Source organism: Brevundimonas sp. (genome assembly GCF_016463485.1).
In the GTDB taxonomy this organism is placed as follows: domain Bacteria; phylum Pseudomonadota; class Alphaproteobacteria; order Caulobacterales; family Caulobacteraceae; genus Brevundimonas.
In genome coordinates this window covers 1-13,726 of the sequence record NZ_JAEMRD010000091.1, presented here as the reverse complement: position 1 = coordinate 13,726, position 13,726 = coordinate 1, and the positions used below count along the sequence as shown (strand labels likewise).

Below are 13,726 nucleotides of genomic sequence, written 5' to 3'. Positions count from 1 at the left end.
GCCCAGATAGGACAGGTGGTTGGCCTTGGCACCCCGCCCCATCGTCACATTCTTGACCTCGACGAAATTGCCGACCTTGGCCCCCTCGCCCAGGTCCGCACCGGGCCGCAGCCGGGCATAGGGACCGACCTGGGCACCCGAGGCGACGCGAGCGCCCTCAATATGGCTGAAACTGCGGATGCGGGCCCCGCCCTCGATCACCGCGCCGGGACCGAAGACCACGAAGGGCTCGATGATCGTGCCGGGGCCGACCTGGGTGTCCCAGGCGAAATGGACGGTGTCGGGGGCCGACATGGTGACGCCGGCAGCCAGGAAGGCGTCCCTCATCACCGACTGGAACAGGGCTTCGGCCTGGGCCAGTTCGGACTGGGCGTTCACGCCCATGACGGAGTCCTCGGACGCCATGGTCACGCGCGTGGGCGCCCCGCGCTTTCTGGCCAGCTCGACCACGTCGGTCAGATAGTATTCGCCCTTGGCGTTGGCGTTGGTGACCTCGGACAACAACTCGAACAGCAGGCCGACCGGCGCGGCCATGACGCCGGAGTTGCAGGTGGTGATCGCCAGCACCTCCGCCGACGCCTCCTTCGCCTCGGTGATGGCGGCGAGGGTGTCGCCGTCCATGACCAGCCGGCCATAAGCGCCAGGATCCTTCGCCTCGAACCCGATCACGGTAACGCCGTCGTGGGAGGCAAACACCGGCTCGATGTCGGCGGCCTTCAGCAACGGCACATCTCCATAGGTGATCACCACCTGACCGACGAAATCGCCCAGCACGCCTTGCGCGGCAAGGACCGCATGGCCAGTGCCCAGTGGCGGGTCCTGCACCGCGATGGCGTCCTCGCCCAGACGCGCGACGACATGGGCCCGCACCTCGGGCGAATGGCTCCCGACCACCACCACGATCCGCTCGCAGCCCAGAGCCTCGGCCGCGTCGATGGCGTGGTCCAGCATGGCGCGGTGGCCGACCGGGTGCAGCACCTTGGGCAGGGGCGACTTCATCCGCGTACCCTGGCCGGCGGCGAGGATGATGGCGGCGCGTGGATGCGGTGTGGTCATGAATCGGTCCGGCGGCTAGTCGGTACGACTTAACCCCATCCCTGTCCCGGCGGGAGGGGGAACAGAGGATGAAACATGACCGAACGCGATCTGGAGGGCTGGACCATCGCCTTCGACCTGGACGGCACCTTGGTCGAGACGCACGGGGATCTGGTCGGGACGCTGAACCGGATGCTGGTCCGGCACGGCCTGCCGATCGTGCCGATGGAGGGGGCGGCCGAGCTGATCGGCGGGGGTGCGAGGCCCCTGCTGGAACATGGCTTCGAGCGGGCGGGCGCGCCGGTCGAACAGGCGCGCGACCCCGCCCTGTATGACGCCTTCATCGCCGACTATATCGAGCATATCGCCGACCATTCGCAGCCTTACGAAGGCTGTGTCGAGACGCTGGAGGCGCTCAGCGCGCGCGGTGCCCTGCTGGTCGTCGCCACCAACAAGCGGACGGACCTGTCGGAACTGCTGCTGAACAAGCTCGACCTGACCCGCCATTTCGCCGCCGTCGTCGGCCCCGACAAGGTCAGCGCGAAGAAACCCGCCGCTGCCCACCTTCAGGAGGCCGTCAGACTGGCCGGCGGCGACCCGTCGATGGCCATCATGATCGGCGACGCCGCCCCCGACGTCGGCGCCGCCCGCGCCGCCGACATGCCCTGTATCGTCGTGACCTGGGGCTACACCCCGGTGCCGGCCGAAGACCTCGGCGGCGACGTCCTCATCGACCATTTCGACGACGTCGAGGAGGCCATCGACGGATTGCTGGCGGATTTCTATGTGACGCGGGCGCTGGCGGGGGTTTGAGATAACCGTCTCCTCCCCGTTCGCCGCTTGGCGAATGGGAAGGGGGACCGCGTCTTCGCGGTGGAGGGGCTCTGACCGCGCGCACCTTGTCTGGGGTGAAAAGCCCCTCCGTCACGGCGCTGAAGACGCGCCGCGCCACCTCCCCGTCGCTTCGCGTCAGGGAGGAGACGTTCGCCCCTACCCCGCCTTCGCCGCGTCGAAAGTCGCCCGCGCCGTCTCGATCCGCTCCAGGTGCTCGGCCGCCCAGCCCCACACGCCGCAGAAGGCCTCGGCCAGGCTGAAGCCCATGTCCGTCAGCCGGTATTCGACCTTTGGCGGCACCACCGGATGCACCGTACGCACCACCAGTCCGTCCCGTTCCATCTGGCGCAGGGTCTGGGTCAGCATCTTCTGGCTGATGCCGTCGGACAGCTGGCCGATACGGGTGAAACGCAGTTCGCCGTTCTCGGCCAGGACATCCAGCACGATCATCGTCCATTTGTCGGCGACGCGGCCGATGACCTCGTTGACCAGGGCCTCGACGCGCAAATCGACCTCTGGATAGTCGGTGCGGGGCTGAAAGGCTGGCGCTGACATCGGTTTCCCTTCGGTAAGTACCGAACGTTCCGGTGCCTACTTTCCAGTGGAGAGCGACAGGCATACATCGCCGGACATCGCAGTTCCAGCCCCGGAGATTTCCCATGAACACCGCATCCGACACTGTCCTGATCACCGGCGGCGGCACCGGCATCGGCCGCGCCTTCGCCGAGGCCCTGCATGCCAGGGGGGCCAAGGTCATCATCGCCGGCCGACGCGCCGCCCCGCTGGAAGCCGTCGTCGCCGCCAATCCCGGCATGGCCCATGTGGTGCTTGACGTCGCCGATCCGGAAGCGATCAAGACCGTCGCCGCCCGCCTCGTCGCCGACCATCCCGACCTGAACGTCGTCATCAACAACGCCGGCATCATGAAGCCCGAGGACCTGTCCGGCGGCGTCTTCGACCTGTCGATCGTCGAGGAGACGATCGGCATCAACCTGCTGGGCACGATCCGGCTGACGGCGGCCCTGCTGCCGCATCTGCTGACCCGGCCCTCGGCCACGGTCGTCACCGTCTCGTCCGGCCTCGCCTTCGTGCCCCTGGCCGCCACGCCCACCTACAACGCCACCAAGGCGGCCATCCATTCCTGGAGCCAGTCCCTGCGGCACCAGCTCAAGGACACCATGGTCCGGGTCGTCGAATGGGCCCCGCCCGCCGTCGCGACCGACCTGATGCCCGGCCACGCCGATGACCCCCGCTCCATGCCCCTGGCCGAGTTCACCGCCGAAAGCGTCGCCCTGTTCGAGGCGGGCCACGACGAGGTGCTGGTCGAGCGGGTCAAGTTCCTGTCGGGTGCCGAGGGTCGCGGGGACTATGCCCAGGTGTTCGCGATGCTGAACGGGGGGCACTGAATCTTCCTTCTCCCCTTGCGGGAGAAGGGAGGGGATCGCGACATTTTCTAAACCCTGCGCACCGATCCCTTCGCCACAGCCCCCGTTGCGGTTTTCCGCCACACCCCGCACATTCGGAAACCTTCGCTCCCCCGAAAGCCGTTCGCCGATGATCGCCCGCTTCTTCGCCATCCCGCTGTGGATCCGGACCGCCGTGGGGTTCGGGCTGGGCATCGTCGCCGGCCTGATTCTGCGCGAACAGGCCGAGGTCTGGCTGCAGCCAATCGGCGGCCTGTATCTGAATCTGATCCGGATGGTCGTGGCACCGCTGGTGCTGTTCACCATAGCCTCGTCGATCGCCAAACTGGGCGAAGGGGCCGGGGCGGTGCGGCTGGGAGTGCGGACCATCGTCTGGTTCGCGATCACCTCATTGCTGGCCGTGCTGGTCGGATTCGCCTTTGGGCATCTGATCAACCCGGGGATGGGCCTGTCCAACCTGCCGCTAGGCGAGGTCAAGCCGCGCGAAATCCCGACCCCGCTGGAAGTGCTGCTGGGCGTCGTGCCGACCAATCCGTTCGCCGCGCTGAGCGAAGGCAAGGTGCTTCAGATCATCTTCTTCTCGGCCCTGGTCGGGGTGGCGCTGGTGGCGCTGGGCGAGCGGGCGGCGACGGCGCGGCGGTTCGTCGACGAGGGCGCGGCCATCATCTTCCGCATCACCCGCTGGGTGATCCAGCTGACGCCGTTCGGGGTGTTCGGCCTGATCGGGTCGGTGGTCGGCGGCTATGGCTGGGAGGCGCTGCTGCCGCTGATCAAGTTCATCGTGGCCATCTATGCGGCCTGCCTGTTCCACATCCTGGTGGTCTATTCGGGCCTCCTGAAGCTGCACGGGCTGAAGGTCACGGCCTTCTTCCGGGGCGCGTTCGCGGCGCAGCAGACGGCGTTCGCCACCTCGTCCTCGCTGGGCACATTGCCGATCACCCTGCGCCAGACGGTCGAGCGGCTGGGCGTGCCACAGGCCTATGCGGCCTTCGCCGTGCCGCTGGGGGCCAACGTCAAGATGGACGGGTGCGGGGCTATCTATCCTGCGATCGCCGCCATCTTCATCGCCCAGTATTTCAGGATCGACCTATCGCTGACCCAGTATGTGCTCATCGGGTTGACGGCGGTGCTGGGGTCGCTGGGGACGGCGGGGGTGCCGGGTACCTCCATCGTCATGCTGACCCTGACGCTGTCGACGGCGGGCCTGCCGCTGGAGGGCATCGGCTATATCGTCGCCATCGACCGGATCATCGACATGATGCGCACAGCCACCAACGTCACCGGCCAGATGCTGGTCCCGGTGCTGGTCGCGAAGGAAGAGGGCATCCTGAACCAGGACATCTATGACGGCCACGTCGCCTGGCTGCCCGGCGATCCCGAGGCGGAAGGCGCCGCGACCGTGCCGGCCGGGGGGATCTGATCTCAGGCTGCGACCGGCAGCTCCACGGGCCGTTCGGTAACCACGAACAGATATTCGACGTTCCGTAAGCGCCCAACCGTCCCGACCTTCTCCCCCTTGGGACTGTGGATGCCGATACGGGCCCCGACGTAGCGGGGCCGGGCGATCTCGACGACCCGGACATGGCCGCGCGAGGACAGAATGGCGACCAGCTGATCGCGCGTCAGATAGCCCTCGTCGTTGAACGACACGATCAGATTAGGGGCCCGGATCGCCGCTACCACGGCCTCCAGCGCCGGACCGATACCGGGCTTGGAGTTGAAGGCGCTCTTCCTGGTCCGCACGTCGACCCGCTTGTTGGCGACGCCATAGGTCTCGGGCCGGTCCCACAACACCAGGCTCTCCCAGCAGTGGTAGTTGCCGAGGTAGGAGTGCTGATTGTACGGCGGATCCAGATAGACGAGGTCCCCGTCGAACTGGCTGGCGATGTCGAGGGCGTCGGCGTGGGTGGCGCGGCAGGGCCCAACGGGAACAGCCGGCTGAAGGTCGGGCATCCGCAGGGTCAGCGGCTTCAGTGCCCGCGGGGCCCAGGATTTCATATAGGCCATATGGACGCCGGCGGTGGAATCCACCCGGTCGGCCGCCTCCATCAGCGACACCAGGGCGATGGCCTCGAGCTCGGGCTCCAGCCCCATGGCCTCGATCCGGTCGCGCATCGCGTCGATCCGGGCGCCGTTGTCGGGGTGAAAGAAGCGGGCGTCCTCGCAGAAGGCCTTGGTGAACCAGCCCCGCTCGGGCGTCGTGGCAGCGAGGTCGGCCAGCACCACGGCGGCGCGGTCGGCCCAGACCTCGCGATCGGCCTGGACATAGGCGGTGGCCAGGGCGTGGGCATAGGCGTTGTGGTCGTTGGACCAGACCCGATGACCCTGGCCTTTCAACGCGTGGCCGACGCGGGCCGTACCGGAGAACAGGTCACAGACCACCCCCCGCTCGGGCAGCATCGCGTTCACCGCCTCAAGGATCGGGGGCAGCAGCGCACGCTTCGACCCCAGATATTTGATCATTCGCCCGTCAGGTTTTACGCGACCGTTTCGCCGCCTTGGCCGGAGCATGGGCCAGTCGCAGCAGATTCGCAGCCCCCGGCGCACCGAAAGGCGTTCCGGCGAGCACCAGGATGCGCTGGCCGGGCTGCGCCAGCTCGAACTTGACCGCGCTTTCGACGGCCAGGTCGGTGACATCCTCAAGCGAAGCGGGGTCCTTGCCCAGACGGGTTTCCAGCCCCCAGACCAGGGCCAGACGTCGCGCTGTGTTCGGGTTGGGGGTCAGGGCCAGCACAGGCTGCAGCGGTCGTTCGCGCGACATCCGACGCGCCGTGCCGCCCAGGCTGGTAAAGACCACGATACAGGCCGTCGACTGGGCCTCGGCCGCCTTTCGCGCCGCCGCGACCAGGGCGTCGGCGTCGATGTCGTCCATCCCCGCGTGTTCGGCGTCCATCAGGCTGGGCCACAGGGGGTCCTTCTCCACCCGCTCGATGATCCGGCTCATGATGCCGACCGATTCCAGCGGATAGTCGCCCGATGCCGTCTCGGCAGACAGCATCAGGGCGTCGGCACCCTCGTACACCGCATTGGCCACGTCCGACGCCTCGGCCCGGGTCGGTGCGGGTGACGATGTCATCGATTCCAGCATCTGGGTCGCCACGATGACCGGGATGCCGCGCTGGCGGGCGGCGCGGATGATCATCTTCTGGGCGACGGGCACCTCTTCGGGGTCGAGCTCGACGCCCAGGTCGCCGCGCGCGACCATGACGCCGTCCGAATAGTCCATGATGGCCCCGAGGTCGGCCAGGGCCTGGGGCTTTTCGATCTTGGCCAGACAGGCCGCCTGGCCGTTCACCAGCCGCTTCAGCTCGGCCATGTCCTCGGCCTTCTGGACGAAGCTGAGCGCGACCCAGTCGACGCCGATCCGCAGGGCGAAGGCCAGGTCCTCGCGGTCCTTGGGCGTCAGGGCCGAGACCGGGATCACCGCCTCCGGCACCGCCACGCCCTTGCGGTCGCTGAGTTTCGAGCCGCTCTCGACGGTGACGTCAGCCCATTCGTCGGTGCGTTCGCCCACGCGCAGCCGGACCCGGCCGTCATCGAGCAGCAGCAGCATCCCTTTGCGCAGTGCCTTGAAGATTTCCGGATGCGGCATCTGCACCCGCGTCGCGTCGCCGGGCGTGGGGTCGAGGTCGAACCGCATGGTGTGGCCGGGCTTGATCGAGATCTCGACGTCGGCGAACCGTCCGAGCCGCAGCTTGGGCCCTTGCAGGTCGGCCAGCACGCCCAGCGGACGCTGCAGCGCCAACTCGGCACCACGCACGGCCTTCAGGGCGGCGGCGTGATCGTCGTGCGAACCGTGGCTGAAGTTAAGGCGAAAGACATCGACCCCGGCCTGGGCCAGTTGCTTCACCATTCCGGGCGCGCGGCTTGCGGGCCCCAGGGTCGCGACGATGCGACCGCGTCTTGCTCTGTTCATCTCTGTCCCGTTCGCCGGAAGCGTTTCCTCAGGAATCGCTTCTGCCCCCCAAACGCGCACGACGTAAGGCCGGGCTCAAGCCCGAAACGAGAAGTGACGCCCTGTAACGCGTCAACGATCGGTCACGGCGCGACGGGACAGGGGCTCTCGTCGAACAGATGCAGACAGCGGCCGTCGATCTCGACCGGCGGCGTCAGGCCGATCAGGTGCGCCAGGGTGGGGGCGATGTCGACCGTGCGGATCGGCCAGAACCGTTCCTGCGCCTGACCTCCGGGACTCCAGAAGATGATCGGCACGCGCCGGTCATAGTCCCAGGGCGAGCCGTGACTGGCGATCGAGCCCCCGATGCGGGCGCCGGACGTCAGGTTCGGCGCATAGGCGCGCAGGATGTCGGCCCCCCTGCCCTGCACCGCGCTTAGCCGCAGGCGCTCGCGAACCGTCAGCTCTTCGGGATCGGCGTCCCGCGCCGGCATGGGTTCGGCCAGCAGCGCGTCGCGCGGAACGGCCAGGACGATGTTGGGCTCGGCGTTCAGCAGGCGCACGGCGGCGGCGATGACCTGGCTGCGCAGGGGCTCCGCGAGCGAGACATGAGCGGCGTCGGCGACGATGAAGCCGGTGCCTCCGCTCTGGAGGGGCGCGGCGGTCAGGTTGAACTGCGCCATCAGCTTTTCATTGATGCGCGGCAGCAGTGTCGGATCGTATCGGCCGGCGATGGCTCCCCGTTCGGTCATGCGCTCGGGAAAGTCCGAGCCGCCGTGGTCGGCGGTCAGCACGACCACGACCCCGCCGGGAACCTCGGTCAGTTGCCCCAGGAAGTCGCCCAGGGCCGCGTCGAGACGCATCATCTGTTCGCACATCTCGGGGCCCTGGGTGCCATAGCCGTGGCCGATCTTGTCGGTGCCCGACAGACTGACGCCGAGCATATCGGTGACGCCACGACGTCCCAGCTGCTGGCGATCCAGCAGGTCGGCGGCGGCCGCCAGGGTCGTTTCGTCCAGAGCCGGCGAGTTCTCCAGCGAATAGTTCATCGGCGGCAGGCCGGCGGTGAAGGTCTGGCCGCCGATCGTCGATGTCCCGGCCATGGCCAGACAGGCGGGATGCCGCACGGTCCAGTTCGTTACCGGCGTCGCCTTGTAGTGTGACACATAGGCGGCGTTGAACTCGGCAATCGGGGCCAGCCGCGCCGCCGCCGTCTGGCCCGGCTCGAGATAGGTGGTCATGCCGAAGCCTTCGGCCAGCCAGAAGGCGCCGTCGGGCGTATGACCGGCCAGGGTAATCGCCCCACGATCCTTGCCCGAGACGGCATAGACGCGGCTGGTCGGGCTCGCGGCCTTCAACCAGTCGGCCATGGTGGTGACGCGCATGTTGTCGGGACCGACCGGACCGTTCTCGCCCGCCGAGCCGTCGGCGATCGTGTTCTTCGGCGCCGCCAGGCAATAGGCCTCCTGACCCGTCGCAGGGTCGATCCATTCGTTGGCGGGGATGCCCGTATGGGTCGGGAAGGCACCAGTCAGGACGGTCGAATGACCGGGGCAGGTCGTGGTCACGCCCTGGGCCTGATAGCCGTTGACATAGACCACGCCCTGATCGGCGAGGGTTTTCAGACCACCGCTGAATCGACCGCGATACTGGTTGAACAGATTGGCGCTGAACTGATCGATGACGATCGTCACGATGAGAGCGGGTTGAACCGCTGCCGATGCCTCGCGCGGCGTCTGGGCCTGAACCGCGACCGGCAGGGTTGCGACCAGAGCAGCAGCGATCAGTGGCGCGAGGTTCAAGGCGGGGCTCCAGCGAGTTGGTTCGGCCGACCCTGTACCGGGTCGGTATTGCGCGGGCGTGACAGTGGCGAGAAAGGCCATGGCCCGGCAAGGACGATCTGGAGCCAGCGCCTCTTCATTTGTGCGGAACTGGACAATTCCTCAACGATTTCTGCGAGTCATTCTCTGTGGAACCGGTGTTCTCTTGCCGCTTTTTCGATCAGCCAGTGCAAGGAGAAACCCCATGGCCCAGTCATACGAAGAGATGGATGCCGTCGCCCTGCTGAAGGCGGATCACCGCAAGGTCGAGGAAATTTTCGAAGCCTTCGAGAAGGCCACCAGCCCGTCGAAGAAGCAGACCCTGGCCAACCAGGCCTGTCTTGAGCTGAAGGTCCACACCGCGATCGAAGAGGAGATCTTCTATCCGGCCTGTCGCGGCAAGATCGAGGAGGACCTTCTGAATGAAGCCTATGTCGAACATGACAGCGCCAAGCTGCTGATCAACGAAATCGAGGCGATGAGCCCCGACGAGGACTTCTACGACGCCAAGGTCAAGGTGCTGTCCGAAGCCATCGAGCACCACGTCGAGGAAGAGGAAAAACGCGCCGAAGGCATGTTCGCCCAAGCCCGCGCCGCAGGTCTCGACATGGACGCCCTGGCCGACGCCATGCGCGCCCGCAAAGCCACCGCCATGGAGGAGTTCCAGGCCGGAAAGCCCGCCGTCACCCTGACGATGGAGGGTGATGACACCGAAAAGGCGATGATGACCCGGTCGGACTACGCGGCCGTCGCGCCGAACTGAAGACTGGTGCGGGCGGCCGGACTCGAACCGGCACTCCGTGAGGAAGCAGATTTTAAGTCTGCTGCGTCTACCATTTCGCCACGCCCGCAACGCCGCCGGAGACCCTCCGGCGGCGTTTCTGCGCTACCTGCACAGGGCGCGATCGTCCACCGGTTTCGGTTCAGGGGGCCGACGGCGTCACCGGCTTCATCGCGCGGAAATCGACGTCCGAATCGGCGGCCAGCCAGATCAGGGCGGTCCAGGCGGCGACGTTCTGGGTCATCTGGACCGGATCGATCTTGTCCAGGGTGTCGTCGGCGGTGTGGTGCAGGTCGAAATAGCGGATACCGTCCTGGTTCAGGCCGAACACAGGCACCCCCGCCTGGACGATCGGGCCGATGTCGGCACCGCCGTTGAGTTCGGGCTGACCGGCGGGCAGGACGCCGATCGGGAACAGCACGCGCCCGGCGATCCGGGCGAATTCCGACGTCTGGGCCCCCACAGGCAGGCCGAGGGAATAGATGCGGTCGGCACCGAAATCGCTCTCGCCGGTAAAGACGTGACCGGCCAGCTCGGCGGGGCTCAGGCTGCGGAGATAGGCGCCGCCGCCGTTGCCGGTATTGGTCGGCTGGGCCACTTCTTCGGCGCCGAACAGGACGACGCGGACGGTGCGTTCGGCACCACCCTGATCCAGGATGGCCTTGGCCGCCGCGATCGTGATGGCACCCCCTGCCCCGTCGTCGATGGCACCGGTGCCCAGGTCCCAGCTGTCCAGGTGCGAGCCCAGCAGCACGATCTCGTCCGGCCGCGCCCGGCCGGGCACATCGGCGATGACGTTCTGGGAGGTCGTCTCATAGGTGCGGGCCGTCGACGACAGCCGCAGACGCACCGGCTCGCCCATGGCCAACAGACGGCTAAGCTGGTCGGCATCGGGCGCGCTCAGCGCAAAGCCCGGAAGCGGTACCTTGCCGTCGACATAGCGGGTCGTGCCGGTGTGCGGCATCCGGTGGTCGTCCGACCCGACCGAACGCATGATGAAGGCCAGTGCGCCCTTCTTGGCCGCCTCGTTCGGGCCCGCGCCGCGGATACGGGTCAGGGGGCCATAGCCGGAGCCGTCCTGGTTCGCGACCAGCTGACCGGCATCCACATAGGCGATCTTGCCGGCCAGCGATCCGGCCGGTGCCGCGATCAACGCCTCAAGCGTGGCGAACCGGACCACCTCGGCCTCGATGCCGCCGGTGGGCGTGGCGATCGAGTGGCCCAGTGCGGCGACGACCAGCCTTTGCGCGTGTGCACCGACGATCGCGGCGCTCTCCTCACCCCGTTCCCAGCCGACCAGGGGAAAGGACTGGATACGGACGTTCTTGAAGCCCAACCCTTTCAGATACTCGGCGGACCAGGCGGCGGCGGCCTGCTCCGATGGGGAGCCTGCCGGTCGCGGACCGAACCGGGTCGTCAGCTGGGTGACGTAGTCCAGGGCGACGTTCTGGCTCAGCACCTGGTCGCGCAGCTGTTCAGCCGTGGCGATCGTCGCCGCGTCCTGTGCGAAGGCCGGGGCCGACAAGCCGCAGACGGCGGCGAGCGCGAGAGCGGAAACGAACAGGGTACGGGCGGACATGGGGGCGACTCCGGACAGGACTGGCGACCGGCTTAGCGGGTCGTGAGGGACGCGGAAAGCGGGGATGCCGCGCAGTGGCCGACCGTCACGCATCCTCCAGCATCAGCACGCCCGGCGCGGACTTCAGCGCGCCGCGCAGGGCACCGTCCAGCCGGTAGCGACCGGGCAGTTTCAGCTCGACCTCGCGTCGGCCGTCCAGCGACGCGACCAGGGACACCTCCCCGCCCTTTCCGCCCCGATCGGTGGACAGCGACCGTTCCAGCCGCGATCGGATCGCCTCCGGGTCCGTGCCGCGTGCCGAGACGTGGACGCGCAGGCCCGCCGTCGAATCGTCGATCATCGCCTCCAGTCGGGACGCGTCATCGCCGAAGAACCGCACCTCACCGTCCGAGGCCTTGGCGCGGATGCGGACCAGGACCGAGGTTCCGACCTCCAGCACCTCGCGGCATTTGCGCAGTTGCTCGGGCGGGAACAGGCATTCGAACTCGCCGGTCGGGTCAGAGAAGGTGACGAAAGCGAATTTCTCGCCGGTGCGCGCGCTGGCTCGCTCCTGCCGACGACGCACGACACCGGCCATCATGAAGGCCTCGTGCCCGCTTTCGGCCAGGGCCGTGGCCTCTGCGACGAAGGTGACGCGCTTGCGTTTCAGCGCGGGGACCATGTCCTCCAGCGGGTGGCCCGACAGATAGAAGCCGACCGCCGACAGTTCGTGATCCAGCTGTTCCGGCCCGATCCACGGCTCGACAGCCTTCAGCCGGGGCCGTGCGGCATGGGCCTGATCGGCGCCGAAGAGGCTGACCTGGGACGAGGCCCGCTCGGCCGCGACCGACTGGCAATAGGCCATCAGGACGTCGGCCTGCTCCAGCAACTGACGCCGGTTGGGGTGCAGTGTGTCGAAGGCCCCGGCCTTGGCCAGGCCTTCCAGCGCCCGCTTGTTTACGCTGCGCGGATCGACCCGTTCCAGGAAGTCGAAGATGTCGGTGAACCGTCCGCCCGTCTCGCGCACCTCGACCACATGTTTCATGGCCTCCAGACCGACGTTGCGGATGGCCCCCAGGGCGTAGAGAACCACGCCCTTGTCGTCCTCCTGGGCTACGTCGAAGTCGGCGGAGGACCGGTTCACGTCGGGCGCGCGCACCGGCACGTCGAACTTTCGCGCGTCCTGATAGAAGACCGCCAGCTTGTCGGTGTTCGACAGATCGAGCGACATCGAGGCGGCGAAGAACTCGACCGGGTGGTTCGCCTTTAGCCAGCCGGTCTGGTACGAAATCAGCGCATAGGCGGCGGCGTGGGACTTGTTGAAGCCATAGCCCGCGAACTTGGCGACCAACTCGAAGATGGTGTCCGACTGCTGTTCCGGCACGGACTTCTCGGAGGCGCCTTTGATGAAGCGCGCCTTCTGGACGTCCATCTCCTCCTTCTTCTTCTTGCCCATGGCCCGGCGCAGAAGATCGGCCTCGCCGAGCGAATAGCCCGCCAGGATCTGGGCGATCTTCATCACCTGTTCCTGGTAGATGATGACGCCGTAGGTCTCCGACAGGGTCTCCTTCAGGCTCGGGTGCAGATAGTCGACCTCGGCCCGACCGAACTTGCGGTCGATATAGGTGTCGATCATTTCCATCGGGCCGGGGCGATACAGCGAGATCAGCGCGGTGATCTCCTCGATGGAGCCGCAGCGCATCTTGCGCAGGGTGTCGCGCATCCCCTGCGATTCCAGCTGGAACACCCCGACCGTCTGGCCCGAGGCCATGAGCTCATAGGTGCGGGTGTCGTCCAGCGGCAGGAGGTTGAAATCCTGCGCCGCGCCCCGCCGCTTCAGATAGGTCGAGGCGCGGTCGAGGACCGTCAGGGTCTTCAGGCCCAGGAAGTCGAACTTCACCAGACCGGCCGGCTCGACCCATTTCATGTTGAACTGGGTGGCGGGGATGTCCGATCGTGGGTCCTGATACAGGGGCGTCAGCTCGACCAGGGGACGGTCGCCGATAACGATGCCCGCCGCGTGGGTCGAGGCGTTGCGGTACAGGCCTTCCAACTCCAGCGCCGTGGCCAGCAGCTTGGCCACGGCCGGCTCGGCGTCGCGTGCCTCCTTCAGCCGGGGTTCGATCTCGATCGCCTGGGCCAGGGTCGTGGGGTTGGCCGGGTTGTTCGGGATCATCTTGGCCAGGCGATCAACCTGGCCCAACGGCATTTGCAGGACGCGTCCGACGTCGCGCAGCACGGCGCGCGCCTGCAGGGTGCCGAAGGTGATGATCTGGGCCACCCGGTCCTTGCCGTAGTGGGCCTGGACGTAGTCGATCACCTCTTCCCGCCGCTCCTGGCAGAAGTCGATGTCGAAGTCGGGCATGGAGACCCGTTCGG

11 protein-coding genes and 1 tRNA gene are annotated in these 13,726 nt (G+C 67.3%); 4 read left to right on the top strand and 8 right to left on the bottom strand.

From position 1 onward, the window contains the following. Positions 1–1,056: NTP transferase domain-containing protein (locus JHC99_RS12670; RefSeq protein ID WP_292154734.1), on the bottom strand; the 1,056-nt coding region annotated here is incomplete at its 3' end. Positions 1,057–1,131: 75 nt separating this feature from the next. On the opposite strand from JHC99_RS12670, the gene JHC99_RS12665 reads away from it, so the two are divergent. Beyond that, entirely contained in the window at positions 1,132–1,848 is a 717-nt protein-coding gene (locus tag JHC99_RS12665) for an HAD-IA family hydrolase (protein ID WP_292154732.1), read from the top strand. Between the two features lie 177 nt (positions 1,849–2,025). Here JHC99_RS12665 and JHC99_RS12660 read toward each other — a convergent pair whose 3' ends face one another. Next, positions 2,026–2,424 (bottom strand): helix-turn-helix domain-containing protein, encoded by a 399-nt coding sequence (locus tag JHC99_RS12660; protein ID WP_292154731.1) that lies wholly within the window; start codon positions 2,422–2,424, stop codon positions 2,026–2,028. Between the two features lie 104 nt (positions 2,425–2,528). Between JHC99_RS12660 and JHC99_RS12655 the strand changes: the two genes are divergently transcribed. Both JHC99_RS12655 and JHC99_RS12650 read left to right on the top strand, forming a co-directional pair. Then, a complete protein-coding gene (locus JHC99_RS12655; RefSeq protein ID WP_292154729.1) occupies positions 2,529–3,275 on the top strand; it encodes an SDR family NAD(P)-dependent oxidoreductase in 747 nt (248 codons plus the stop codon). Between the two features lie 148 nt (positions 3,276–3,423). Beyond that, positions 3,424–4,713: a dicarboxylate/amino acid:cation symporter gene (locus tag JHC99_RS12650; protein ID WP_292154728.1), complete on the top strand. Its 1,290-nt coding sequence runs from the start codon at positions 3,424–3,426 to the stop codon at positions 4,711–4,713. A 2-nt stretch (positions 4,714–4,715) separates the two neighbouring features. On the opposite strand, the gene JHC99_RS12645 is transcribed toward JHC99_RS12650, so the two are convergent. From JHC99_RS12645 to JHC99_RS12635, 3 genes are all read right to left on the bottom strand, one after another. After that, entirely contained in the window at positions 4,716–5,756 is a 1,041-nt protein-coding gene (locus JHC99_RS12645) for a DNA adenine methylase (protein WP_292154727.1), read from the bottom strand. Positions 5,757–5,763: 7 nt separating this feature from the next. Beyond that, positions 5,764–7,209: a pyruvate kinase gene (gene pyk / locus JHC99_RS12640; protein ID WP_292154725.1), complete on the bottom strand. Its 1,446-nt coding sequence runs from the start codon at positions 7,207–7,209 to the stop codon at positions 5,764–5,766. 122 nt (positions 7,210–7,331) lie between these two features. Next, positions 7,332–8,990, bottom strand: a complete 1,659-nt coding sequence (locus JHC99_RS12635) for an alkaline phosphatase family protein (protein WP_292154724.1) — start codon at positions 8,988–8,990, stop codon at positions 7,332–7,334. A 223-nt stretch (positions 8,991–9,213) separates the two neighbouring features. Between JHC99_RS12635 and JHC99_RS12630 the strand changes: the two genes are divergently transcribed. Further along, positions 9,214–9,771, top strand: coding sequence for a hemerythrin domain-containing protein (locus JHC99_RS12630; RefSeq protein WP_292154723.1), 558 nt, complete (start codon positions 9,214–9,216; stop codon positions 9,769–9,771). A gap of 4 nt (positions 9,772–9,775) precedes the next feature. Here the strand turns inward: JHC99_RS12630 and JHC99_RS12625 are convergent. The 3 genes from JHC99_RS12625 to dnaE form a co-directional block, all read right to left on the bottom strand. Next, positions 9,776–9,859 (bottom strand) — tRNA-Leu (locus tag JHC99_RS12625). A 72-nt stretch (positions 9,860–9,931) separates the two neighbouring features. Next, the gene (locus JHC99_RS12620; RefSeq protein WP_292154721.1) at positions 9,932–11,368 is read right to left on the bottom strand and encodes a M28 family peptidase; all 1,437 of its coding nucleotides are present in this window, start codon (positions 11,366–11,368) and stop codon (positions 9,932–9,934) included. Positions 11,369–11,453: 85 nt separating this feature from the next. After that, positions 11,454–13,726, bottom strand: a 2,273-nt coding sequence (gene dnaE, locus JHC99_RS12615) for a DNA polymerase III subunit alpha (protein ID WP_292154720.1), incomplete at its 5' end; no start/stop codon positions are given.

Coding starts and splice junctions, on each gene's coding strand:
- JHC99_RS12665 (WP_292154732.1), top strand. CDS start 1,132: ATGACCGAACGCGATCTGGAGGGCTGGACCATCGCCTTCGACCTGGAC.
- JHC99_RS12660 (WP_292154731.1), bottom strand. CDS start 2,424: ATGTCAGCGCCAGCCTTTCAGCCCCGCACCGACTATCCAGAGGTCGAT.
- JHC99_RS12655 (WP_292154729.1), top strand. CDS start 2,529: ATGAACACCGCATCCGACACTGTCCTGATCACCGGCGGCGGCACCGGC.
- JHC99_RS12650 (WP_292154728.1), top strand. CDS start 3,424: ATGATCGCCCGCTTCTTCGCCATCCCGCTGTGGATCCGGACCGCCGTG.
- JHC99_RS12645 (WP_292154727.1), bottom strand. CDS start 5,756: ATGATCAAATATCTGGGGTCGAAGCGTGCGCTGCTGCCCCCGATCCTT.
- pyk (WP_292154725.1), bottom strand. CDS start 7,209: ATGAACAGAGCAAGACGCGGTCGCATCGTCGCGACCCTGGGGCCCGCA.
- JHC99_RS12630 (WP_292154723.1), top strand. CDS start 9,214: ATGGCCCAGTCATACGAAGAGATGGATGCCGTCGCCCTGCTGAAGGCG.
- JHC99_RS12620 (WP_292154721.1), bottom strand. CDS start 11,368: ATGTCCGCCCGTACCCTGTTCGTTTCCGCTCTCGCGCTCGCCGCCGTC.